22 protein-coding genes and 2 pseudogenes are annotated in these 22,189 nt (G+C 43.5%); 10 read left to right on the top strand and 14 right to left on the bottom strand.

Features of this window, described 5'->3' with window-relative positions:
- Both dnaJ and dnaK read right to left on the bottom strand, forming a co-directional pair.
- Window positions 1–1,125, bottom strand: coding sequence for a molecular chaperone DnaJ (dnaJ, locus tag ACQY1X_RS23510; RefSeq protein WP_430015206.1), 1,125 nt, complete (start codon window positions 1,123–1,125; stop codon window positions 1–3).
- Window positions 1,126–1,339: 214 nt separating this feature from the next.
- Window positions 1,340–3,382, bottom strand: coding sequence for a molecular chaperone DnaK (dnaK, locus tag ACQY1X_RS23505; RefSeq protein ID WP_430015205.1), 2,043 nt, complete (start codon window positions 3,380–3,382; stop codon window positions 1,340–1,342).
- A 413-nt stretch (window positions 3,383–3,795) separates the two neighbouring features.
- Between dnaK and ahr the strand changes: the two genes are divergently transcribed.
- Both ahr and ACQY1X_RS23495 read left to right on the top strand, forming a co-directional pair.
- The gene (ahr, locus tag ACQY1X_RS23500; protein WP_430013659.1) at window positions 3,796–4,800 is read left to right on the top strand and encodes an NADPH-dependent aldehyde reductase Ahr; all 1,005 of its coding nucleotides are present in this window, start codon (window positions 3,796–3,798) and stop codon (window positions 4,798–4,800) included.
- A 28-nt stretch (window positions 4,801–4,828) separates the two neighbouring features.
- Window positions 4,829–5,731, top strand: a complete 903-nt coding sequence (locus tag ACQY1X_RS23495; protein WP_430015204.1) for a Uma2 family endonuclease — start codon at window positions 4,829–4,831, stop codon at window positions 5,729–5,731.
- Window positions 5,732–5,889: 158 nt separating this feature from the next.
- Here the strand turns inward: ACQY1X_RS23495 and ACQY1X_RS23490 are convergent, their stop codons facing one another.
- From ACQY1X_RS23490 to ACQY1X_RS23475, 4 genes and pseudogenes are all read right to left on the bottom strand, one after another.
- On the bottom strand, window positions 5,890–6,057 hold the full coding sequence (locus ACQY1X_RS23490; protein WP_002739262.1) for a hypothetical protein: 168 nt from the start codon (window positions 6,055–6,057) through the stop codon (window positions 5,890–5,892).
- A gap of 411 nt (window positions 6,058–6,468) precedes the next feature.
- Window positions 6,469–8,055: an SUMF1/EgtB/PvdO family nonheme iron enzyme gene (locus ACQY1X_RS23485; protein ID WP_430015203.1), complete on the bottom strand. Its 1,587-nt coding sequence runs from the start codon at window positions 8,053–8,055 to the stop codon at window positions 6,469–6,471.
- 179 nt (window positions 8,056–8,234) lie between these two features.
- Window positions 8,235–8,342, bottom strand: a pseudogene (locus ACQY1X_RS23480) (serine/threonine-protein kinase); the annotation flags it as partial.
- A gap of 33 nt (window positions 8,343–8,375) precedes the next feature.
- Window positions 8,376–8,638, bottom strand: a pseudogene (locus ACQY1X_RS23475) (hypothetical protein).
- 215 nt (window positions 8,639–8,853) lie between these two features.
- On the opposite strand from ACQY1X_RS23475, the gene hemC reads away from it, so the two are divergent.
- A complete protein-coding gene (gene hemC, locus ACQY1X_RS23470) occupies window positions 8,854–9,813 on the top strand; it encodes a hydroxymethylbilane synthase (protein WP_016516933.1) in 960 nt (319 codons plus the stop codon).
- A gap of 185 nt (window positions 9,814–9,998) precedes the next feature.
- Here the strand turns inward: hemC and ACQY1X_RS23465 are convergent, their stop codons facing one another.
- Window positions 9,999–10,310: a ferredoxin gene (locus tag ACQY1X_RS23465; protein ID WP_002738423.1), complete on the bottom strand. Its 312-nt coding sequence runs from the start codon at window positions 10,308–10,310 to the stop codon at window positions 9,999–10,001.
- Between the two features lie 1,196 nt (window positions 10,311–11,506).
- Between ACQY1X_RS23465 and ndhC the strand changes: the two genes are divergently transcribed.
- From ndhC to ACQY1X_RS23450, 3 genes are read left to right on the top strand one after another with little or no spacing between them, the layout of a single operon-like run.
- Window positions 11,507–11,869 carry a photosynthetic/respiratory NAD(P)H-quinone oxidoreductase subunit C gene (gene ndhC / locus ACQY1X_RS23460; RefSeq protein WP_002739390.1) on the top strand — a complete coding sequence of 121 codons (363 nt, stop codon included), beginning with the start codon at window positions 11,507–11,509 and terminating at the stop codon, window positions 11,867–11,869.
- A gap of 47 nt (window positions 11,870–11,916) precedes the next feature.
- The gene (ndhK, locus tag ACQY1X_RS23455) at window positions 11,917–12,660 is read left to right on the top strand and encodes a photosynthetic/respiratory NAD(P)H-quinone oxidoreductase subunit K (RefSeq protein WP_002738790.1); all 744 of its coding nucleotides are present in this window, start codon (window positions 11,917–11,919) and stop codon (window positions 12,658–12,660) included.
- Window positions 12,661–13,164: an NAD(P)H-quinone oxidoreductase subunit J gene (locus ACQY1X_RS23450; RefSeq protein WP_002778330.1), complete on the top strand. Its 504-nt coding sequence runs from the start codon at window positions 12,661–12,663 to the stop codon at window positions 13,162–13,164. It abuts the gene before it with no gap.
- 171 nt (window positions 13,165–13,335) lie between these two features.
- On the opposite strand, the gene ACQY1X_RS23445 is transcribed toward ACQY1X_RS23450, so the two are convergent.
- Window positions 13,336–14,205 carry an alpha/beta fold hydrolase gene (locus ACQY1X_RS23445; protein WP_430015202.1) on the bottom strand — a complete coding sequence of 290 codons (870 nt, stop codon included), beginning with the start codon at window positions 14,203–14,205 and terminating at the stop codon, window positions 13,336–13,338.
- Window positions 14,206–14,462: 257 nt separating this feature from the next.
- Between ACQY1X_RS23445 and ACQY1X_RS23440 the strand changes: the two genes are divergently transcribed.
- Window positions 14,463–15,380 carry a histone deacetylase family protein gene (locus tag ACQY1X_RS23440; RefSeq protein ID WP_002738945.1) on the top strand — a complete coding sequence of 306 codons (918 nt, stop codon included), beginning with the start codon at window positions 14,463–14,465 and terminating at the stop codon, window positions 15,378–15,380.
- A gap of 115 nt (window positions 15,381–15,495) precedes the next feature.
- Window positions 15,496–16,689 carry a Coenzyme F420 hydrogenase/dehydrogenase, beta subunit C-terminal domain gene (locus ACQY1X_RS23435; protein WP_002789598.1) on the top strand — a complete coding sequence of 398 codons (1,194 nt, stop codon included), beginning with the start codon at window positions 15,496–15,498 and terminating at the stop codon, window positions 16,687–16,689.
- Window positions 16,690–16,818: 129 nt separating this feature from the next.
- Here ACQY1X_RS23435 and ACQY1X_RS23430 read toward each other — a convergent pair whose 3' ends face one another.
- Together ACQY1X_RS23430 and ACQY1X_RS23425 are read right to left on the bottom strand one after the other, a co-directional pair.
- Window positions 16,819–17,073 carry a type II toxin-antitoxin system RelE family toxin gene (locus ACQY1X_RS23430; RefSeq protein ID WP_002738377.1) on the bottom strand — a complete coding sequence of 85 codons (255 nt, stop codon included), beginning with the start codon at window positions 17,071–17,073 and terminating at the stop codon, window positions 16,819–16,821.
- Window positions 17,070–17,279, bottom strand: a complete 210-nt coding sequence (locus tag ACQY1X_RS23425) for a hypothetical protein (RefSeq protein WP_002738788.1) — start codon at window positions 17,277–17,279, stop codon at window positions 17,070–17,072. The genes ACQY1X_RS23430 and ACQY1X_RS23425 overlap by 4 nt, the downstream gene beginning before the upstream one ends.
- A gap of 226 nt (window positions 17,280–17,505) precedes the next feature.
- Here ACQY1X_RS23425 and ACQY1X_RS23420 point away from each other — a divergent pair, with 226 nt between their 5' ends.
- Window positions 17,506–17,718: a type II toxin-antitoxin system HicB family antitoxin gene (locus tag ACQY1X_RS23420; RefSeq protein WP_002738920.1), complete on the top strand. Its 213-nt coding sequence runs from the start codon at window positions 17,506–17,508 to the stop codon at window positions 17,716–17,718.
- The gene (locus ACQY1X_RS23415) at window positions 17,718–17,942 is read left to right on the top strand and encodes a type II toxin-antitoxin system HicA family toxin (protein ID WP_002739026.1); all 225 of its coding nucleotides are present in this window, start codon (window positions 17,718–17,720) and stop codon (window positions 17,940–17,942) included. Before ACQY1X_RS23420 ends, ACQY1X_RS23415 begins: the two co-directional genes overlap by 1 nt.
- Window positions 17,943–18,096: 154 nt before the next feature.
- On the opposite strand, the gene ACQY1X_RS23410 is transcribed toward ACQY1X_RS23415, so the two are convergent.
- The 4 genes from ACQY1X_RS23410 to ACQY1X_RS23395 all read right to left on the bottom strand — a co-directional run bounded on the left by ACQY1X_RS23410 (window position 18,097) and on the right by ACQY1X_RS23395 (window position 22,077).
- Entirely contained in the window at window positions 18,097–18,312 is a 216-nt protein-coding gene (locus ACQY1X_RS23410) for a tetratricopeptide repeat protein (RefSeq protein WP_430015201.1), read from the bottom strand.
- Window positions 18,313–18,314: 2 nt separating this feature from the next.
- Complete coding sequence (locus ACQY1X_RS23405) at window positions 18,315–18,740, bottom strand: type II toxin-antitoxin system VapC family toxin (protein WP_430015200.1); 426 nt, start codon at window positions 18,738–18,740, stop codon at window positions 18,315–18,317.
- A gap of 35 nt (window positions 18,741–18,775) precedes the next feature.
- Window positions 18,776–19,015, bottom strand: coding sequence for a hypothetical protein (locus ACQY1X_RS23400; RefSeq protein WP_002735146.1), 240 nt, complete (start codon window positions 19,013–19,015; stop codon window positions 18,776–18,778).
- 467 nt (window positions 19,016–19,482) lie between these two features.
- Window positions 19,483–22,077 carry a tetratricopeptide repeat protein gene (locus tag ACQY1X_RS23395; protein ID WP_430015199.1) on the bottom strand — a complete coding sequence of 865 codons (2,595 nt, stop codon included), beginning with the start codon at window positions 22,075–22,077 and terminating at the stop codon, window positions 19,483–19,485.
- Window positions 22,078–22,189 lie beyond the last annotated feature (112 nt).

The following is a 22,189-nucleotide window of genomic DNA, read 5'->3' as shown; positions in this document are numbered from 1 at the left end:
TTATTTATGGAAGATATTGCCTAAAAATCCCTCGATGCCGCCTTTCCCCACGGTTTCCCCGCGAACTTTTGCCAATTTTTCCAGTAAATCCCGTTCTTCTCCAGTGACACGGGTAGGAATCGAGATTTTAACGGTAATACGATGATCACCGCGACTGACGGGATTACCTAATTTGGGAACCCCTTTACTTTCTAAAATCAGTACGGTGTTCGGTTGAGTACCGGCTGGGATAATCAGGTCTTCTTGGCCATCTACCGTATTAACTTTAATAGTACATCCTAAAATCGCTTGGATATAACTAATCGAGATATTCGATTTAATATCATTGCCTTCCCGTTGAAATTCTGCATCTGTTTCCACGGTTAGATAAACGAATAAATCCCCCGGCGGCCCGCCTTTCAGTCCTGCGTCACCTTCCCGGGCAACGCGCAACTTCATGCCGTTGTCAACCCCTGCGGGGATGGTAATTTTCAGTTTTTTGGTTTCCTGTTTACGTCCGGAGCCGCCGCAAACATCGCATTTTTCCTCGATCACTTCTCCCGCACCGTCACAGGTGGGACAGACCGAAACCTGAGCAAAAGTACCGAAGGGAGTACGGGTGGCGCGACGCACCTGACCAGTACCATTGCAAGCAGTACAAGTACGAGAACCAGTCCCCGGTCTGGCCCCACTGCCTTTACAGGTTTGACAGGTTTCCAGATGACGGATGCGGATTTCCTTTTCGCCGCCAAAGACCGCCTCGCGGAATTTTAGTTTAAAATCGAGACGTAGATCCTCGCCCCGGGTAGGGCCTGTGCGTCGGCGGGCCGTTGTTTGGCCGCCCATACCCCCAAAACCACTAAAGATTGTCTCAAATATATCGGCGAAACCGCCCATATTGTCGGGATCAAAACCGGCAGCGCCCCCAGAAACCCCGGCCTCACCAAAGCGGTCATAACGATTGCGGGTTTCTGGTTCCGAGAGAATTTCGTAGGCGCGGTTAATTTCTTTGAAGTGTTCTTCGGCTCCCGGTTCTTTGTTAACATCGGGGTGGTATTTTCGGGCGAGACGACGATAGGCGCGTTTGATGTCTTCTTTGCCGGCATCTCGCGAGACACCTAGAATTTCGTAGTAATCAGTGGGCATAGGGGGCTATGGTTCTGCTGGCAATTTATAAATAAAGTTTAAGTCTAGTTGTTACTTTAACAAACTATACATAGTAGTTTAGTTGGGTTATCCCTACTATTTCTTTTTGCTGGGGGTTAGGGGTTGGGAAGTGGGAAGTGGGAAGTGGGAAGTGGGTAAGTGGGGTGTGGGGAGAAGGGGAGAAAAAAGCTGATTACTGATTACTGATCACTTTTTAATCTACGGCCTCATAGTCACTGGTGCTCATTTCTTCGCCATCGTAGGGATCATCATCACTGTCCAATTCGGTGGATTTAGTTTCCAGATTACTATAGGTTCTGGTTCTAGTGCGGGAGAGGGTTGGCCTATTGGTGAAGGTATTCGAGGAAGTAGCCCGGGTGGGTCGAGTCAGTTTTTCGGTGACATCGATCGATTCAAACCCAGCACCGTTAAGGGGTTGGTTTTGCTCTTGTCTCCCCGTGTAGATGCGGGTACCGATTTCGAGGACAAGCTGACGAAATTCTGCCAAGGTGGTTTTTAGCTTTTCTGGGGATAGGGAGGGGTCGCGCAGAGCGATTTCCAACTGTTGCCGCTTCTGGTCGGCCAGTTGCCGGATATCGGGGGCGACTAACTGGCTGTTTTCCCTGAGGGTGACTTCGTAGCTATAGAAAAGACTATCGCACTGCTGGCGAATATCGATCATTTGCAGACGACGGCGATCGGATTCGGCGTATTTTTCGGCTTCTAGGCGCATTTTTTCAATTTCGTTCGGTTTCAGCCCTCCAGTATGGCTAATTAAAATGCTTTGTTCTTTGCCGGTGCCTTGGTCGCTGGCGGCCACTTTCAAGATGCCGTTAACATCGATCTCAAAGGCCACCTCGATTTGTGGCACCCCCCTAGGAGCGGGAGGAATTCCTGTCAGGAGAAATTTACCCAGGGTTTTATTATCCCGGGCCATGGTTCTTTCCCCTTGCAGAACATGAATTTCCACGGAAGTTTGACCATCGGCAGCGGTGGAGAAAACCTGAGATTTACTGGTGGGGATAGTGGTATTGCGATCGATAATTTTGGTAAAGACTTCGCCGAGGGTTTCAATGCCGAGGGAAAGGGGGGTGACATCAAGTAGGAGGATATCTTCTACTTCTCCACCTAAAACTCCGGCTTGAATGGCTGCCCCCAAAGCAACGGCCTCATCGGGGTTAACAGAGCGATCGATCTGGCCAGTAGAAAAGAAACGGGAGATTAATTGCTGTACGGCGGGCATTCTGGTGGAACCACCAACGAGAACAACACGATCGATATCGCTAGGCTGCAGTTCGCTATCTTTGAGGGACTGTTGTACGGGTCCGAGGGTTTTTTCCACTAATTCTCTGGTTAATTCCTCGAATTTAGCGCGAGTTAGTTCCAATTCTAGGTGTTTAGGGCTAGTTTCGTCGGCGGCGATGAAGGGGAGATTGATCGAGGTGCTAATCATGCTAGAAAGCTCGATTTTGGCTTTTTCGGCGGCTTCTCGCAGTCTTTGGATCGCCATGCGATCGCTGGACAGATCGATGTTTTCTTGACTTTGAAAGTTCTCCACCAACCACCGCACTAAGAGATTATCAAAATCGTCCCCCCCAAGATGGTTATTGCCGGCCGTGGCTTTCACTTCAAAGACCCCCTTCCCCAGTCGCAGGATGGAAACGTCGAAGGTTCCTCCCCCTAGGTCAAAAACGAGGATATGTTGATCTTCGTTTTGTTTATCTAAACCGTAAGCTAGGGCGGCGGCGGTGGGTTCGTTAATAATTCTTAATACTTCTAGTCCTGCAATCATCCCCGCGTCTTTAGTGGCTTGACGTTGGGCATCGGTAAAATAGGCGGGAACCGTAATCACGGCCTCGTTAATCGCTTCTCCCAGATAGGCCTCGGCATCGGCCTTTAATTTTTGCAGGATCATGGCCGAAATTTCTTGGGGGGTAAATTCCCGATCGCGAATTTTGATATTGACGGTATCATCGCGACCGCGTTGGCAATGATAGGCAACTCGTCCCCTTTCGGTCTCGGTATCTTGCCAACGCCTACCGATAAAGCGTTTGATGCTATAGACGGTATTTTCGGCATTAGTGACCGCCTGACGTTTGGCCAGTTGTCCTACTAGGCGCTGGCCCTTGCCGAATCCCACGATACTAGGAGTTGTCCTTCCCCCTTCCGAGTTAGGAACTATAATCGGCTGACCTCCCTCGAGTACGGCAATGCAACTGTTGGTTGTCCCTAAGTCGATGCCGATGACTTTTCCCATGACGCTCTAATAATAATGATAGTTAATAGGATACAATCGCTGACAAAAATTATCCCCAAATTAGAAGCGGGCTTTTTACCTCGTCTAATCTTGCCCCGGTTGAAAGCTGGTAGTTTTCCTGCGAGGCTAACAAAACTCGTCGGTAAAGTCCGCAAGCCTGACCAGATTGGTGTAGTGGACTATATATCAAGAGTAACCCAAAACCAGTAATTTTGCTGATGCTTCCGCTTCCTATTCTTTGTAGAATCAAAAAATCACGCTTTTGACTATTTGGCGATCGCTGACCAGATCAAATCCGTTCCCTTCTCCCCACTTCCCACTTTTCCATACCTTGTAAACAGGATTGAGGACAAGCCATACTCAGATAAACTTAGGATAAGATAACCAATAAACCGATCCTAGAGGACTTAATCATGATTAGAGCCTATGCTGCCCGAGAAAAAGGGGGAAAACTAGAGCCTTTTGACTACGATCCGGGCATATTAGCGGATGAAGATGTAGAAATCGCGGTGGAATATTGCGGCATCTGCCACAGTGACCTAAGTATGCTCGATAACGATTGGGGACTGACCACCTATCCCTTTGTCCCTGGCCATGAAGTGGTCGGCACGATCGCCGCTCTTGGTGCTAAAGTCAAAGAGTTAAAATTAGGGCAAAGAGTCGGTCTGGGTTGGTTTTCCCGTTCCTGTTCCACCTGTGAAACCTGTATGTCAGGGGATCAAAACCTTTGTGCCACTGCCGAAGGAACTATCGTCGGTCGCCATGGCGGTTTTGCCGAAAGAGTCCGGGCCCATCATAGTTGGTTAGTTCCCTTGCCGAACCAGTTAGATGCTGCCAAAGCTGGCCCGCTTTTCTGTGGTGGCATTACCGTCTTTAATCCCATTGTCCAATTTAATATTAAACCCACGGCCCGAGTTGGTGTCATTGGTATTGGTGGATTGGGCCATATAGCCTTAAAATTCCTCAAAGCTTGGGGCTGCGAAGTAACCGCTTTTTCCAGTAGTCCCGACAAAGAAACGGAAGCAAAAGAACTAGGAGCGACTCATTTTATCAATTCCAGAGACCCAGAGGCTTTGCAATCGGTACAAAATTACTTTGATTTCATCATCTCCACCGTTAACGTTAATCTCGATTGGGGTCTTTATATCGCCTGTTTACGTCCCAAAGGTCGTCTGCATATTGTTGGCGCTGTTCTTGAACCCATGGCTACCTACGCTTTTCCCTTGATTATGGGTCAAAAATCGATTTCCGGCAGTCCTTTGGGTAGTCCCAGTACCGTCAGTAAAATGATTGAATTTGCCTCTCGCCATGGCATTGAACCAGTCACAGAAACCTATCCTATCTCCCGGGTGAATGAAGCCATGGAAAAATTGCGAACCGGACAACCTAAATATCGCCTCGTCTTGCAAATAAAATAAAACCATCTCTATCCCGGACGTAACCCCGATGACTCAACCCCTCACTCCTCCAGTTATCGATTGGGAAGAACCTCCCATTCCCCCAGAAGACTTGATTTTTGATGATGGAGAACCTTTGGAAACCTACCGTCACCGCAAGGCCATGAATGTCTTAATCGATTCTATCGAACAAGCCTATCAGGATCGAGAGGACTTTTTTGTTGGCGGTAATATGTTTATTTACTTTAGCCGTGAGCGGGTTTTTAATAAAGATTTTCGCGGCCCCGATTTTTTCGTTGTCCTCGATATCGATGGTAGTTATAAACGACAAGGATGGGTGGTTTGGAACGAAAACGGACGTTATCCCGATGTGATCGTGGAATTAATGTCAGAAAGCACCGCAAAAATCGATTTAACTATCAAAAAAGACCTCTATGAGCGGACTTTTCGCTGTTCCCAATACTTTGTTTATAATCCCTTTGATGCCACTTCCCTGCAAGGTTGGGCTTTAGACCAAAATCAATGCTATCAAAAAATTATTCCCGACCATCGCGGTTGGTTATGGTGTCAACGTTTGGGATTATGGTTAGGAGTCTGGATGGGCAGCATCCAACGAGAAGAAGCTCCTTGGCTGCGTTTTTATGACCTAGATGGCAATTTAATCCTCCTACCTGCGGAATTAGCCGAAATCGAACGTCAGAATGCTGAAATTGAACGTCAGAATGCTGAAATTGAACGTCGGAATGCTGAAATTGAACGTCAGAATGCTGAAATCGAACGTCGGAATGCTGAAATCGAACGTCAACGGGCCAGGGCTGCCTCTCAACAGGCCGAAAGCGAACGTCAACGGGCCAGGGATGCCTCTCAACAGGCCGAAAGCGAACGTCAACGCGCGGAACGTTTAGCGGCACAATTACGGCAATTAGGCATAAATCCCGATGAAATCCCGTAATCGGCCCAAGACTGACCCCTATCTCTAAAAACCGAAAGCCCACACCTTCCGATCTCGGTTTGTGTGGGCTGATTGTTCACTTAATTCTAAGATTGAAAGCGTACACTTTGGCGAAATCTCAGAGCCTAACTCAGAGTAGCACCAGAGCGATCATAAGTTTAGGAAGAGAAGTCGGCCGAGAAGCGACGTTGAACGGTTTCCCCGTGGCCATTGTCATTGTCAATACCGATTTCAGAAGCACTTCTGCCTAACATCGATTGTTGACGATTTTTGACGGCGTGGTGGTGACGCATCATTAAGGCACGAGCTTGTTGTTCTGTGGACATAATCATTTCCTCCGAGCTGCAAATAGTGTTTAGAACTTTTTTAATCACCCACTAATATATATAACATACAATTCTGTATCTATTTTTACAAAACGCCCTATTCCCAGAAAAATTCACAAAACTTTACAATAGGAGACGGGGGACAGGAGGACTCCAAAGAACCTAGGTGACGAATATCCATAGCTCCTTGGGACTGTTGAATGATTTGATCAGGTAAATCGAGGACTTCCACCAATATTATCCTAAATCCGTTGAGTAACCCACAGAAAACCGGTTTCTCCGAGAAACCCCTTTTCTACTCATGCTACCTCAATTTTCTCAAAAAAAAAATCGACCCGCCTAGGGGCGGGAAAAAGAGAAAAATTGAAAAATAGGGAATGAGGGTAAAAAGGGAAAAAAAGGGAAAAAGGGTTATAGAGTCCTCCCAGCACCGCACACCACCCGAAAACCGCTGCTGCCTCGGCGAGGGCTGCCGCGGCGGCAAGCGGAACGGCAGTAATATGGATTGAAGCACCAAGAACCGCCCCGCATTATTTGAGAATAATTATCATTTGTCAGCCAAGCACTGCCATCCTTTGGCGCTCCGATATAGTTATCGTGCCGATTGTCTTCGCACCACTCCCAAACATTGCCACTCATGTCATAGAGTCCCCAAGCATTAGGCTTTTTCTGGCCCACAGGATGAGTTTTATCCTGAGAATTTGCGCTATACCAAGCGTAATCTCCTAGCTGATTGGCATCATCACCAAAATAATAGCGAGTAGTAGTCCCCCCACGACAGGCATATTCCCATTCCGCTTCTGTGGGGAGGCGATAGGTTTTGCCAGTTATTTGACTCAATTTCTGACAAAAAGCTTGGGCATCGTCCCAACTAACCTGTTCTACTGGATTTTGGGGATTGTTTTTAAACCAATTTTTAAAATGAGAGGGATTGGTTCCCATTACTGCTTCATATTGTGCCTGAGTCACTGGATATTTCCCAATCGCAAAACTGTTGACTTTAACTTGGTGTGGAGGTTTTTCATTACTTGCAGCATCGGGATCACTGTCAGGAGATCCCATGAGAAATTGACCTGCTGGTAAGCTCACCATCTCCAGTGTTACTCGGTTGGATATTTTTTCGGTAAATGGAGTAGGTGAAACAGGCTTTTTGACTGCTGCCGGTGCTGGTGGAGGTGAAGGGGGAGAATTCCATCCCACAGGTTGTAAGGCATTTAAAACCTGTTGTGCTGTCCATCTTTGTTTTCTATCTTTTTGCAAACACCCTTCAATAATCGGTTTAAACTCTTTCGGTAAACTGGGGATTTGTAGCTCACAATTCATCACCTTCGCCATTAACTGGTTAATATCATTATTAAACTTATAGGGAAGTTGATTAGTCGTCATTTCGATTAACATAATACCTAATGACCACAGATCCCAAGCTGATGAAATATCCCCCCTAAAGGCTTCGGGAGGCATATAAATAATTGTACCGCTATTGTGGACGGTTTGAGTGTGGCTTTTGTTATTTAAAGTTCTAATTAAGCCAAAATCTGCTAACTTGTATTGTTGATTAACCTTGAGGATATTACCCGGTTTTAAATCTCGATGCACTTTATTTTGTCCATGAAGATAATTTAAACCTTGGGCGACTTGAGCAGTAATATTTTTAATCTCACCCGATGACAAACCGCCTTTGGCGATGTGATTTTCTAGGCTACCCTGTGCCAATTCCATCACTAAATAAAGCATCTCCGTATTGAGAAAAGTAAATTCCCCCACCGAATAAGCCTTAATTAAATTAGAATGTTCTAACTTTCTGGCATTTGTTAACTCAATTAATTTATCATCGCTACTTTCGGGGATAACTTTAATAGCAACTTCTTGAACCGATGTATTTCTGACCATTTCACTAGCATGAAATACACCACCAAAACCACCCGCACCGAGAAACTTATTAAGACGATAGGGACCTATTTGTTGCCCTTCTAACATCTTCATCATTTGGTCTAGCATAATAATAACTCCTGAATTAGACAATTTTTACGTTGTGTAACTATCCTATTAAGTGAGTGGTTATAATTATTAAATTGAAGATAGATTGTGCCTTTGATCCCCCCTTGATCCCCCCTTGATAAGGGGGGCGCAGATCCCCCCTTGATCCCCCCTTGATAAGGGGGGCGCGGATCCCCCCTTTCACTAGCATGAAATACACCCCCAAAACTACCCGCACCGAGAAACTTATTAAGACGATAAGGACCTATTTGTTGCCCTTCTAACATCTTCATCATTTGGTCTAGCATAATAATAACTCCACGATTTAACATTACCTCTAATCATTGCAGCAAATTCGCCCCAATCAAACAGACTCGATCAAATGCTCGATGTCCGATTCTAACGAACCAAATTTGAGTATCGGTCAATCGTTGGAAACTGTGAGGATATCTTTTGCTAATTCAAAAGCACCTGTTTTGATATCAATAGCTACAATCTTCCCATGATTGTCCTTCTCAACTTGCTGACGCACCTGAGACTGATAGATTTCGTGTCCACGTCGGACAAATTTTTCTTTGTTATAGCAAGGGTGTTGTAATGTCATTAGTTAGACCCTGTTGCAACGTTTGTCCCTCTATTTTAATCTAGGCTTTCAGCTTTGCTGTCAGTGGGGAATAATGCTCACCCTATTTGCCTAAAAATATTAAGAGATGTAACTATTTATGCCTAACCTAGAAAGTGATTACTCAACAGGGGTGAGATCAGGATAGTCTAGATCGAGCAGTCCGATAGATGTTTAGTTAAATTCCTACTTCAGATATGTCCGTTTCTAGTCCTCCTCGTTCCCTGCGTATCGGTTCGCGTAAAAGTCAGTTAGCCCTAGTACAAACCTATTGGGTACAGGCAGAATTGAGTAAACACCACCCCCATCGACAGTTTGAGGTGGAGACGATGAGTACCCAAGGCGATAAAATTCTCGATGTGGCCCTGGCGAAAATCGGTGATAAGGGTTTATTTACCAAAGAATTAGAAGTGGGAATGTTGGATAGATCGATCGATCTTGCCGTCCATTCTCTCAAGGATCTGCCCACTAATTTGCCCGAAGGCTTAATCTTGGGTTGCGTCACCGAAAGAGTGAATCCGGCCGATGCTTTGGTGGTCAATAACCAAAACCAAGACTATCAATTAGACACTTTACCGGAAGGTGCGGTGGTGGGGACTTCTTCCCTGCGGCGATTAGCGCAGTTGCGTTACCATTATCCCCATCTGACTTTTAAGGATGTGCGCGGCAATGTCAACACCCGTCTGGCAAAACTGGACGCGGGAGAATACGACGCGATTATTCTGGCAGTAGCGGGACTAGAAAGGTTAGGATTAGGCGATCGAGTTCATCAGGTTATTCCGGCGGAGATTTCTCTCCATGCGGTGGGACAGGGGGCTTTAGGGATAGAATGCCGCGATGCTGATCCGGAGGTTTTGGAAGTCCTAAAAGTGTTGGAACACGCCCCTAGTCGCGATAGATGCTATGCTGAACGCGCTTTTTTACGCGAGTTGGAGGGGGGTTGTCAAGTTCCCATCGGAGTGAATACGGCGATCGAGGATGGTATCCTAACTTTAACGGGTATGGTGGCCAGTCTCGACGGTAAGCGCCTGATTAAGGACTCGGTTAGCGGTGATCCTAGCCATGGGGAAGTCTTAGGACGAGATTTAGCCCATAAAGTGCGCGAGGCTGGTGCTGGGGAGATTTTAGCCGAGATTTTCGCTGAAGTGGGCCGATAATCGGTGATCAGCGCCCATTAACCCTACACCTCACACCCTGCCGCTGCAGGATTAATTTTTGGGCTTTATCTCACTCTCGAGTCAAGAGGCAAAAATACAAATAAAGCGAGAACTGTCGCCCTTGCAGTTCCCGCTCTATTATTGTTGTATTGTTGGAGTATCTAACCCCCGAATATTGAGTTAAATTAGTACAAATCTTCTTCTTTGTGGGTGACGATCACACAGTCAGAAGTAGGATAGGCCACACAGGTGAGGACATAACGCGCTTCAATTTGATCGTCATCTAAGAAGGATTGCTCGGATTGATCAACGCTACCGGATTCGATTTGACCAGCGCAAGCAGAACAAGCACCAGCACGGCAAGAAGAAGGTAAATCTAATCCTTTTTCTTCCGCTATATCGAGAATATATTCATTATCGGGAACATCAATTTTATGCTCGCCCTTGGGTGTTTTCAGGGTGACTTTATAAGTGGTTGTCTGTATTTTCTTTGCCATAGGTTGTTCCTCAGTCTCAAAATGCCTTTTCTCCCCGTTTAGACTGAACGGGTCGAATGAGTTTCCTTTTTGATACTACGCGAAAATTTACCCAGCTTAACTTAGCATTAGTAATGACAGCCTTAAATAAACTTAAAATAATATTTACTTATCACTTTAGCCGATTAGCTGTTTAATTAAAAGTTGATACAATAGCCTAGTCTCATAAAATAAAAGTCGGCATAGCCTATCCTTCCCTAATGCCTTAAAAAGGGTTGATTCGGAGAAATAGTGCCAAGAGCGTCAGCAGACAACTGAGAACGCACCAAACCGAAGAAAATCTAGTAGAAATGATTTGGCTACAGTTAACAAGTCTTTTGAGCAGATTTTAGGGGATGGCGAAAAGTTTTCTTGTGGTTAAACGACTGTTCGAATTTTTTGTAAATTTCAATTATTGAATTTTCCTAACCTTAAAAAATACGATAACTTTTCACATTTTATTTAGGGATGCTATAGCTAACAAAGTTAATCTGGCTGGGGATTGGAAATTGTACTCGTCACTATTTAAGTAGGTAGGCGTTAAAAGTTGTCAGACACCCCCCTTATCAAGGGGGGCAGGGGGGATCCCCCCGCCTATCGGCACCCCCCTTATCAAGGGGGGCAGGGGGGATCAGAGGCAATAACTACTTACTTAAACTGTAATCGTTATAATCTAATCAGTCTTATTTTAAGACATAAACAAGCTATTAAGAGATTTAGCAAAATTTCCGGGGGTCAGTTTTAGTAACTGCATAATGATATATTGTCTTAAGCGATCGCGGCTTTGAGCCAGTGCATTAACAAACAAACTATAATCCGGTGGACAGCATTTCTGATAATTTACACTGCCTAGGGGAAATTTTAGTACAAATGCTCGAACTTACCACTCTGGTACTCATTGAGATAGTCAACAGCTGATCGCAGCCAATTCTTTTTTACCATATTTAGCTACACTTTGCTTCTCATGGGGATTTTAGGCTTTTTCGTCACCCCGTCAGAGTTAAGAGCAAAACAGAGACAGAAGCGAAGCTCAACCCGATGATTAGCTAATGGTATCGATAAACATCTTCAATGCTGCTTTTGAGAAGGAGAGGGGTTGCTAAAGCCTCTATAATAAGTAGCCATAGAGATGCCGACAACTTCCCCTGTCGATAGCGAATAAGGAGAAAAAAAACCCAGTGTTTGTCCTCAAAGGTTACGAGTATTTTCTAGGATTTCTGCTCGCTTGCAGTTTAGTACCAATCCTATCCCTAACGGCCTCCAAAGTCCTGCGGCCTAGTGGTGGCGGTCCGGAAAGACGCACCACCTATGAATCGGGGATGGAACCGATCGGCGGTGCTTGGATTCAGTTTAACATTCGTTATTATATGTTTGCCCTCGTTTTCGTGGTTTTTGACGTGGAAACCGTCTTTCTCTACCCTTGGGCAGTAGCTTTCAATCAATTGGGCCTATTAGCTTTTGTAGAAGCATTGATCTTTATTGCTATCCTTGTGGTTGCTCTCGTCTATGCTTGGCGGAAAGGAGCCTTAGAATGGTCATAATGGCCATAATTTTCCTGATTTTTGACTTTTGATGAGAGGATAACCCGATGAGTCCCAACCCTACCAGCGAATTTAAGCAAATTATCGAACAACAAAGCGAAAAAATCCTCAATCCCATCGAACGCACCAAAGTTACCCAGGATTTATCGGAAAATGTCATCCTTACCACCGTTGATGACCTGTATAACTGGGCGCGTTTGTCAAGTCTTTGGCCGATGCTATACGGTACAGCTTGCTGTTTTATCGAGTTCGCGGCCTTGATTGGTTCCCGTTTTGATTTCGATCGCTTTGGTTTAGTTCCCCGTTCTAGTCCCCGGCAAGCCGATTTAATCATCACTGCCGGTACAGTTACCATGAAAATGGCCCCCGCTTTGGTGCGTCTGTACGAAGAAATGCCAGAACCTAAATACGTTATCGCCATGGGTGCCTGTACGATTACGGGAGGAATGTTCAGCAGTGACTCCACTACCGCAGTCAGAGGGGTAGATAAACTTATCCCCGTGGATGTCTATATACCCGGTTGTCCCCCCCGTCCGGAAGCGATTATCGACGCGATTATTAAACTGCGGAAAAAAGTCGCTAACGAATCTATTCAAGAACGCGGGACTGTTCTCCAGCAAACCAATCGTTATTACAGCACCACCCACAAAATGCAGGCCACGGAACCGATTCTGACCGGTAAATATCTGCAATCGGCCACCCGTCAAGCACCTCCGAAAGAGTTACTAGAAGCCACTGGTATGCCTGTTCCCCCCGCTCTTTTGACCACGAAACAAAAGGAAGAAATCTAAATGACTGAAGAAACCACAGCTATTGTGCAAGCTGGCCCCACTTCGATTTGGTTAAGCGAAAATGGTTTTGATCATCAAGCTTTAGAAGCTGACCATAGTGGTGTGGAATTGATTAAAGTAGAACCAGACTTTTTAATTCCTCTGGCCACTGCTTTATTCGCTTATGGCTTTAATTATCTCCAATGTCAGGGCGCTTACGATTTGGGACCGGGGAAAGAATTAGTTAGTTTCTATCATCTGGTCAAAGTAACCGATAATGTCGATAGTCCCGTGGAAGTGCGCTTAAAAGTTTTTCTTCCTAGAGATAATCCCCGGGTTGCTTCGGTTTACTGGATTTGGAAAGCTGCTGACTGGCAAGAACGAGAAAGTTATGATATGTTCGGCATTATTTATGAAGGACATCCCCACCTGAAACGGATTTTAATGCCGGAAGATTGGGTCGGTTGGCCTCTACGCAAAGACTACGTTTCTCCCGAATTCTACGAACTACAGGACGCTTACTAAGTCGAGAATTTAATCACTAATTAGGTTATGGATCCTATGGGGTTGGAAGATATTTCTAGCCCGATTTTTTTTTGATACTAAATCCGTTGAGTATGGACTACATATCAGGACAGGCACTCATGCAAAACGGAGAATAAATAATCAGTTTTTAATAACAGGATTTAGTATTACTTAGCCGAGAAAATCCTCGATCGCCTGTGCTGTCTCTTCCGGTGCCTCTTCCGGTAAAAAATGACCACTGGCGATCGCCTGTCCCGTCACTTGATTAGCTCGCTGATGCCAAAGAGCGATCGCATCGTATTGACGTGCAATAAAACCTTTTTTTCCCCAAAGAACCAAGAGGGGAGAGGAAATTTTCCGGTCTAAATCCTGACGATCATGCTCTAAATCGATGGTAGCGGCAGCCCGATAATCGGCACAGGTGGCGGTTATCGTGCTTAAATCTCGAAAACAACGCCGATATTCCCCCAAAGCTTCCTCTGTAAAAGCGCTAAAATCTCGCCCCCAACTTTGCAAGCAATGTTGTAGATAATAATCGGGATTAGCGGCGATCAGGGTTTCGGGAAAAGGGGAAGGCTGAATCAAGAAAAACCAATGATAGTAGGCAGTGGCAAAAGTTTGATCAGTAGCCTCGTACATCGCCAGCGTTGGGGCTATATCGAGTAAAACGAGTTTTTTGACCTTTTCGGGAAAATCAAGGGCGAGACGGTGGGAAACTCGCGCCCCTCGATCATGGCCGATTAGATAAAACTCCTGATAACCCAATTTTTCCATCAGCAACACCTGATCGAGGGCCATCACCCGCTTGCAATAATTGCTAGAATCCTCTAGGGGCAAGGGTTTATCGCTATCCCCGTAGCCGCGCAGATCCGTGGCGATCACCGTAAAATTAGCCGCTAATCGGGGGGCGATTTTATGCCACATTTGATGGGTTTGGGGATAACCATGGAGCAAAAGCAGCGGAAAACCACACCCACCTTTGACACCATTGATAGTAATGCCATTAACTTCTAGCTGAAATTTCCGAAAATTTGTCATCATTTTTGCTTCCTGTCACCTTAGGGGGAGATAATTGCATCATCTGGCAAAAGTGACCCAATCAGTAAAGTTTTTTCACTATAGCTCCTCAAGCCGCTGCTTTTCTGGTAGATTAAAACCATTGGGTTGTTCAAAAATCAACGAGTTAAGCAGTTAGGTGTTAAAAACTGTCAGATCCCCCCGCCTATCGGCAGGGGGGATCGAACCTAAAATCTATCTTCAATTTAATTATAACCAGCTACTTAAGCAGTAATTTGATTATGATCTCGATTATCTATTCCGATGAATTTCTCGATCACGATACAGGTATTTACCATCCCGAAAAAGCGGCGCGTTTAACGGCAATTGTCGAGGCTTTAAAACAAACAGAATGGCAGTCAAAACTAACATGGCATTTACCCACACCGATCGAAATTCGCGACGAAGTAATCCCTTTGATTAAACAAGTTCATAATCAAGATTATGTTGATAGATTGCGGCGAATTTGTCAACGGGGTGGGGGAAGATTGGATGCCGATACTCCCGTTTCTGCGCGTAGTTACGATGTGGCGTTACTAGCGGTTAGTGGCTGGTTAGATGGAGTCGATCGAGTCTTATCTACTGGCGATCCTGCCTTTATTTTAGCCCGTCCCCCCGGACATCATGCCACTTCTAATTATGGCATGGGTTTCTGTCTGTTTTCTAATGCTGCTATTGCCGCTTATTATGCTTTGGAAAACAAAAGAGTGCAAAAAGTAGCGATTCTTGATTGGGACGTGCATCACGGCAATGGCACCCAGGATATAGTCGAAAATCATCCCCAGATTGCCTATTGTTCCCTCCATCAATTCCCGTTTTATCCCGGCACGGGAGAAGCGAGAGAAAAAGGGGAGTTTAATAATGTTTTGAATATTCCCTTACCGTCAGGAAGTACGATTAAAGATTATCAAGAACATTTTGAGGGGCAAGTCATACCTTTTCTGAAAAATTTTCAACCGGATTTAGTGATTGTTAGTGCTGGATATGATGCCAATCAAGCGGATCCTCTGGCGGGAATTTGTTTACACCCACAGGATTATGGAATTTTAACCAAATACCTCTTAACTCTCAATAAACCGCTACTTTTCGGCTTAGAAGGTGGTTATGATTTAGAAACTTTAGCGGCTTCCGTCGTCGCCACCTTAGAAGCTTTGCTCTGATCCTATTCCGGGTAATCGTTACATTTCTTTAAAAAGATTGCTAACAAAGTGATGGAATGCGGTAAGGTAAACGATCGATAGAAAAAAACCCTTGACCTAGTTGCCTTTTAAGATTATGAACTCCCTTGCGCCCCACCTAAAAGCCAAAGCCCTCAAACCCAATAGTCGTCGTCCTGCCAAAGAATTGTGTAGCGAGTGCGGACTTTGTGACACTTATTACATTCACTATGTTAAAGAAGCTTGTGCTTTTCTTAATCAACAAATCGCCGATTTAGAAGCAGCAGCACACGGCAAAAGTCGCGACTTAAATCAGGAAAATGATCTCTATTTTGGTGTTCATCAAGAGATGATGGCTGCCAAGAAAAAACAAGCTATTCCAGGGGCGCAATGGACAGGAATCGTCAGCACAATTGCCTGTGAAATGCTCGATCGTGGTTTAGTAGAAGGGGTGGTTTGTGTGCAGAATACCGCCGAGGATCGCTTTCAACCGCAGCCGATTCTCGCCCGTACCACGGAAGAAATTCTCGCCGCTAAAGTCAATAAACCGACTCTTTCTCCCAATTTATCAGTGCTAGAAGAAATTGAAAAATCGGGCATGAAACGGTTATTAGTTATCGGAGTTGGTTGTCAAATTCAAGCCCTAAGAGCAGTAGAAAAAAAATTAGGCTTAGAAAAGTTATATGTCTTAGGAACTCCCTGCGTCGATAATGTCACCCGCTCAGGACTACAAAAGTTTTTAGAAACTACCAGTCGTTCCCCAGAAACTGTGGTTCATTACGAATTTATGCAGGATTTTCGGGTACACTTTCAACACGAAGACGGCTCGATAGAAATGGTTCCCTTTTTTGGCTTAAAGACTAATAAGTTAAAAGATGTTTTTGCCCCTTCCTGTATGACTTGTTTTGATTATGTTAACTCCCTTGCTGATTTAGTTGTGGGCTATATGGGCGCACCTTTTGGCTGGCAATGGATTGTCGTTCGTAATGATACGGGCAAGGAAATGTTAGAGTTAGTTAAAGATCAATTAAATACCCAAGATGTTATGTCTAGTGGTGATAGAAAACAGGCGGTACAAAATAGCATTCCTGCCTATGATAAAGGTGTAACCTTGCCGATGTGGGCGGCAAAAATGATGGGAGTAGTAATTGAAAAAATCGGGCCTAAAGGGTTAGAATATGCTCGCTTTTCTATCGATTCTCACTTTACCCGTAATTACCTTTATGTTAAACGTAATTATCCTGAAAAATTAGCAGCTCATGTTCCTGAATATGCTAAAAAGATTGTGGAACAGTATAAATTGCCCGATTAATTATTCACTTGCTTGGGCGGGGTAATAGAGAAAAATTACCCCGCTTTCTTAAGATTTTTAGCTGATTTGTACCTTTCTTAAAAATAATATAATAATGCTAATATTGTTGAAGGAAGATGTTACAGAGGTTCAATAAGCATCTTTTCGATGAATACTACTCAATATGATAATAAGCATTTCCTTATCTTGAATTCTATAAATGATGCGATAATCCCCTATTCTAATTCGGTAGGTGTCATCATATCCTTTGAGTTTCTTGACTCCGTTAGGACGAGGTGTATCGGTAAGTAGTCTAATGGCAGTAATTAAGCGTTCGCGTTGTTGTTTGGGTAAGTTGTTTAGTTGTTTTTGAACTGGTTTCGGAATAATAACTCTGTAGTTCACGCTTGGGTTGCCTCATATTCTTCGAGGGTTAGATAGTCTCCTGCTTGATAAGCTGATTCAGAAGCGATTATGTTAGCTTGCTCTTCTTCTGTAATTTCTATTTCAGTATGTCGTTCTTTGATAAAGAGCAAAAAGTCAAGTAATTGAGTCAAAAGGGTGTCAGGTGTCTGCTCGATTTCTTTAATTAGTTGTTCTTTGAGTGTCATAGCTTTATCAGTTATCAGTGAGCAGTGGTTAATTCAATCATAGTCAATGATAGGTGATGGGTTACGACTAAATCTGGATGTTGTCAAAATTTCTCTTGACAAAAGCCTCTTGACATGATATTATATTCATAATGGAAAATCCTTGCGCCTACAGACCCTATTTTCAAGTCTCAATAATCGCCAATAAAAGCTTAGATAGCGATAATTTTTTTAAGGATTGAGAACCATGAACTATCAAAGAGAGTTTTATGTTGTCATTGAACGAGATGAGGATGGATATTATGTTGGGGAAGTTCCTCAACTTCGGGGTTGTTACAGTCAAGGGGAAACGATTGATGAATTGATGAAGAATATCAGGGAAGTGATTGAACTTTGCTTGGAAGATGACAATCCGGAAGATGTGTCGAAGTTTGTTGGAATTGAAAAGGTGTCTATCTGATGCCAAAATTACCGATATTAACCGGTGATGAAGTTATCAAAGCTTTAACGAGAATAGGGTTTCAATCTATCCGACAAAAAGGAAGTCATCTGCGCTTAAAACATGAAGATGGAAGAGTTGTCACCGTACCGGTTCATCGGGGGAAAACTGTCGGGAAAGGATTACTCCTAAAAATTTTACGCGATGCTGAACTGACACAAGAAGAATTTATTCGTCTGCTGTAATTCCCATCTTGATTTAAGCTTCATGTCCCCGTTTTTCTGGATGTTGTTAAAATTTCTCTTGACAAAGGCGACTTGACATGATATTATATTCATAATGGAAAATCCTTGCGCCTACAGACCCTCTTTTCCAAAGCATTCAAACTCTATCTTAATTCTACTTGCCAGAGTTGGGACAACATAGTTTTATATTCTCCATAATCGTTTGAGTATGGGGATGATTTTCCCCTAATCTTTCCCTGAAAATATTAATCGTTTCTAGATAGAGAGGTTCCGCTTCTGTGTACCTGTCTTGGGAGTAGTACAAGTGTGCTAAATTGTTGAGGGAAGTTGCCACATGGGGATGATTGTCTCCTAGTAGTTGTTGTCTCAATTCTAATGTAACTCTATATTTTGAAATAAAATGAAAAATCCTTCTTGTGTAAAATGCTTATCGTGGGTAAGAATTTCATTTATATTCATTTGGCGCATTGTTTGCATGGATATACAATCTGTTAAGCTGTAATCTTTATCTGGACGATTTTGATATAAATCTAATCCTGATTGGAACGTCTCATGAGTTTGAGGTATAACTAAGATTTGGGGATTATTTTGTAAGCCTCTAATAACTTGTAAGGTTTTTCGTCTAACTGACATTCCATAAGCAGATAGATTGTTGAAAACTTCAATAAAGACTTCATCGGTTGTAACTATTGTTACCTGCTGGAGTTTCCTTGTCATTTCTATAGCTTTCTCATGCCAATCATCACGATTGTTAATGAGAGCAACCCAATAAAATGTGTCTGCAAAGATGGTTTTCATTGCTATGATACTATAAACTTTAGTTTCGGCTTTGCTTAGGATTTGGGAACTCCATAAAGATAATGATCATGTTGATTAGCAAGATCTATAGGCAACTTTTCTAAGTCGTCATTGTCTAATGGCATCTCTTCCAGAAGCTTTAATATTGCCTCCCCTACATTACTTTCAGATTTAGCATAACTAGCTTGTGCTGAAAGGAGGAAGTTCAAAGTTTCTTCTATTAAAGAATCTGGTGCTTGTTCAATCTCTTGCAATAGTCTCTCTTTAGTATTCATGGTTTTATTCCTTGCTAATCAGTTATCAGTGATTAATTCAATCATAGTCAATGATAGGTGATGCGTTACGAATAAATCTGGATGTTGTTAAATTTTCTCTTGACAAAGGCGACTTGACAGGATACTATATTCATAATGGAAAATCCGTGCGCCTACAGACCCTCTTTTCCAACGCTCTTAACTATGATTGGTTCATTCAAGGCTCTCTTGGATTTGGTGGGTAAAATGTATTCTAAGATACAGTCCTACTGGCGAGGGAATGGAAGGAACCACAAAGGCACAAAGGACACAAAGATCGATTATGTTGTAGGTTAAGCTTATCGCACAGAGTCTGGAAGATTCCTATAATAAGTCTAAGCTGTGATTTGAATGATTGAGTGAATACTATGATTGTGTTGCATTTGGCAAGTCTTTATCAATGATCAATTATAGTCTATCCCATAATCCCATAAATCACAGTTAAGACGCTATCTCCCACGACGAAGGCAGATAGCATAATTTCCTCGAACCGTCATTGTTGTTGGATGCGCTATTCCTAATGATTGTTCACAAATTTGTAATGCTTCAGAATAAAGAGGTTCTGCTTCTGTGTACCTGCCTTGGGAATAGTACAATCCTGCTAAATTGTTGAGGGAAAGTGCCACATCGGGATGATTGTCTCCTAAGAGTCGTTTATACAAATCTAATGCTTCTAGATGGAGAGGTTCCGCTTCTGTGTACCTGCCTTGGGATTGGTACAAGTGTGCTAAATTGTTGAGGGAATTTGCCACATCGGGATGATTGTCTCCTAAGAGTCGTTTATACAAATCTAATGCTTCTAGATAGAGAGGTTCCGCTTCTGTGTACCTGCCTTGGGAACGGTACAATTCTGCTAAATTGTTGAGGGAAGTTGCCACATGGGGATGATTGTCTCCTAAGAGTCGTTTTGTCAAATCTAAAGCTTCTACAAGGAGAGGTTCCGCTTCTGTGTACCTGCCTTGGGAATAGTACAATAGTGCTAAATTGTTGAGGGATTGTGCCACATGGGGATGATTGTCTCCTAAGAGTCGTTTTCTCAAATCTAATGCTTCTACAAGGAGAGGTTCTGCTTCTGTGTACCTGCCTTGGGAACGGTACAATTCTGCTAAATTGTTGAGGGAATTTGCCACATGGGGATGATTGTCTCCTAAGAGTCGTTTTCTCAAATCTAATGCTTCTAGATAGAGAGGTTCTGCTTCTGTGTACCTGCCTTGGGAACGGTACAATTCTGCTAAATTGTTGAGGGAAAGTGCCACATCGGGATGATTGTCTCCTAAGAGTCGTTTTGTCAAATCTAAAGCTTCTAGATAGAGAGGTTCCGCTTCTGTGTACCTGCCTTGGGAACAGTACAATAGTGCTAAATTGTTGAGGGAAGTTGCCACATCGGGATGATTGTCTCCTAAGAGTCGTTTTCTCAAATCTAATGCTTCTAGATAGAGAGGTTCCGCTTCTGTGTACCTGCCTTGGGAACGGTACAATTCTGCTAAATTGTTGAGGGAAGTTGCCACATGGGGATGATTGTCTCCTAAGAGTCGTTTTGTCAAATCTAATGCTTCTAGATAGCGAGGTTCTGCTTCTGTGTACCTGCCTTGGGAATCGTACAAGTGTGCTAAATTGTTGAGGGAAGCTGCCACATGGGGATGATTGTCTCCTAAGTGGGTTCGAGTTGCGGTTAAACAATCTTGACAGTAAGGTTCAGCAATAGCATACAATCCTTGTCCTTCATAATACAAAGCTAAACCCGTATGGGACCAACCTAAATCCTCATCAGCGATATATTGGGGATATTCCCCGACAGATGCTTGTAGATGGAGAAGGAAAGGTTTAAATTCTTTAACGATTTCTACAGTGGGATTCTGTGGCATTTCTGCCGATTTTTTGGCCATAATCCCACAATAACGGCGTTTTGCTGGTTCTGCGTGGGGTGATGCTTCTAACTTATCCCGAAAGTAGCGACGCAACAGGGGATGAATTTCATACCAACCATCACGATTATCCTGAACTAAACTCAGGTGAACTAAACTATCGGTTAACCATTCCTCCACTGTATCCCCATACTCATCGGGAAATAAATCCAGAATCATCTCCTTGGGAAAGGGCGCAAGAGCGAATAAACTGAGGTAAAGTGCCAAAATTTGCGCTTCTGGTTCGCTATGCAACTCCTCCCAACTGAGATTAAAGGCAGCTTTTAACCCTCTTTCCGCAGTCATTTCCCCATGAAACTTGGGATTTTTGTCTAAAATTGGCTCATCTAAGCCTTTTTCGGCTAATTTCTGCCGTATTTTGCTGATTTTCCAATCCTGTCGTCGTACCAGCAACCTTGCCACCAATTCTAACGCCAAGGGTAAATAACCTAAATCCTGACATAATAATTTAGCTGCCTCGATTTGTGTGTCAATTCTGTTGTCTTCAAGGTAGGAACGCAATAAATCAAGTGCATCTTTTTCTTTTAATACTTCTACCCGAAAAGTTGCAATTGTCGCTGATAAATATTCCTTGCGAGTGGTAATTAAAACCTGAAAGCGTTTGTCTTCTTGCGGTGGTAAATAATCCTTAATTTGCTGATAATCCCGCACATCATCAAAGATAATTAGGACATTTCCCGCTAACCAGTTTTGCCAACAATAACGAATTTTTACGTCTAATTCTCCCTCATCCGGTAAAGTTAATTTGAGATGTACCCGCGCAAAATCTAAAATAGAAGTACCGATAAAACCGCCGTCACTCTCTGCCACATTTAACCAACATATACCCCCCGGATAGGTTTTTTCCCGCCATTCTTGCCAGCCAAACTGTCTGGCTAGTTCGGTTTTACCTATGCCTCCCATTCCCGTTAAGGTAGATATAGCAAGCTTTTGGGATTGTTGTAATTGCTTTTTTAAGTCAATTAATTCCTGATCCCTACCAACAAATTTAGGGATATTACTATTAGATAAATTGTGAGGATTGGGTTGAGGAGGCTCTTGGTTAGGCGGATAATTATAAATATTTTGCTTGTCAATATTGATATTGCCTTGAGCATAATTGACTATTTTTTGATCCATATTGGTAACATAATGCTGTGATAAAAAAATATTTACTTATACAATATTAACACATCAAAAGGGGAAGGGCGAACGCAATTCGCCCCTACAATGGCATTTTTTTCGGTTCCGT

The sequence above is a fragment of the Microcystis protocystis FBCC-A270 genome (genome assembly GCF_050500235.1).
GTDB lineage: Bacteria > Cyanobacteriota > Cyanobacteriia > Cyanobacteriales > Microcystaceae > Microcystis > Microcystis ichthyoblabe_A.
This window is presented reverse-complemented; position numbering and strand designations above follow the sequence as displayed.

Excerpts from the sequence above, each read along its gene's own strand:
- dnaJ (WP_430015206.1), bottom strand. The coding sequence starts at position 1,125 with ATGCCCACTGATTACTACGAAATTCTAGGTGTCTCGCGAGATGCCGGC.
- dnaK (WP_430015205.1), bottom strand. The coding sequence starts at position 3,382 with ATGGGAAAAGTCATCGGCATCGACTTAGGGACAACCAACAGTTGCATT.
- ahr (WP_430013659.1), top strand. The coding sequence starts at position 3,796 with ATGATTAGAGCCTATGCTGCCCGAGAAAAAGGGGGAAAACTAGAGCCT.
- ACQY1X_RS23495 (WP_430015204.1), top strand. The coding sequence starts at position 4,829 with ATGACTCAACCCCTCACTCCTCCAGTTATCGATTGGGAAGAACCTCCC.
- ACQY1X_RS23490 (WP_002739262.1), bottom strand. The coding sequence starts at position 6,057 with ATGTCCACAGAACAACAAGCTCGTGCCTTAATGATGCGTCACCACCAC.
- ACQY1X_RS23485 (WP_430015203.1), bottom strand. The coding sequence starts at position 8,055 with ATGCTAGACCAAATGATGAAGATGTTAGAAGGGCAACAAATAGGTCCC.
- hemC (WP_016516933.1), top strand. The coding sequence starts at position 8,854 with ATGTCCGTTTCTAGTCCTCCTCGTTCCCTGCGTATCGGTTCGCGTAAA.
- ACQY1X_RS23465 (WP_002738423.1), bottom strand. The coding sequence starts at position 10,310 with ATGGCAAAGAAAATACAGACAACCACTTATAAAGTCACCCTGAAAACA.
- ndhK (WP_002738790.1), top strand. The coding sequence starts at position 11,917 with ATGAGTCCCAACCCTACCAGCGAATTTAAGCAAATTATCGAACAACAA.
- ACQY1X_RS23450 (WP_002778330.1), top strand. The coding sequence starts at position 12,661 with ATGACTGAAGAAACCACAGCTATTGTGCAAGCTGGCCCCACTTCGATT.
- ACQY1X_RS23445 (WP_430015202.1), bottom strand. The coding sequence starts at position 14,205 with ATGATGACAAATTTTCGGAAATTTCAGCTAGAAGTTAATGGCATTACT.
- ACQY1X_RS23440 (WP_002738945.1), top strand. The coding sequence starts at position 14,463 with ATGATCTCGATTATCTATTCCGATGAATTTCTCGATCACGATACAGGT.
- ACQY1X_RS23435 (WP_002789598.1), top strand. The coding sequence starts at position 15,496 with ATGAACTCCCTTGCGCCCCACCTAAAAGCCAAAGCCCTCAAACCCAAT.
- ACQY1X_RS23425 (WP_002738788.1), bottom strand. The coding sequence starts at position 17,279 with ATGACACTCAAAGAACAACTAATTAAAGAAATCGAGCAGACACCTGAC.
- ACQY1X_RS23420 (WP_002738920.1), top strand. The coding sequence starts at position 17,506 with ATGAACTATCAAAGAGAGTTTTATGTTGTCATTGAACGAGATGAGGAT.
- ACQY1X_RS23415 (WP_002739026.1), top strand. The coding sequence starts at position 17,718 with ATGCCAAAATTACCGATATTAACCGGTGATGAAGTTATCAAAGCTTTA.
- ACQY1X_RS23405 (WP_430015200.1), bottom strand. The coding sequence starts at position 18,740 with ATGAAAACCATCTTTGCAGACACATTTTATTGGGTTGCTCTCATTAAC.
- ACQY1X_RS23400 (WP_002735146.1), bottom strand. The coding sequence starts at position 19,015 with ATGAATACTAAAGAGAGACTATTGCAAGAGATTGAACAAGCACCAGAT.
- ACQY1X_RS23395 (WP_430015199.1), bottom strand. The coding sequence starts at position 22,077 with ATGGATCAAAAAATAGTCAATTATGCTCAAGGCAATATCAATATTGAC.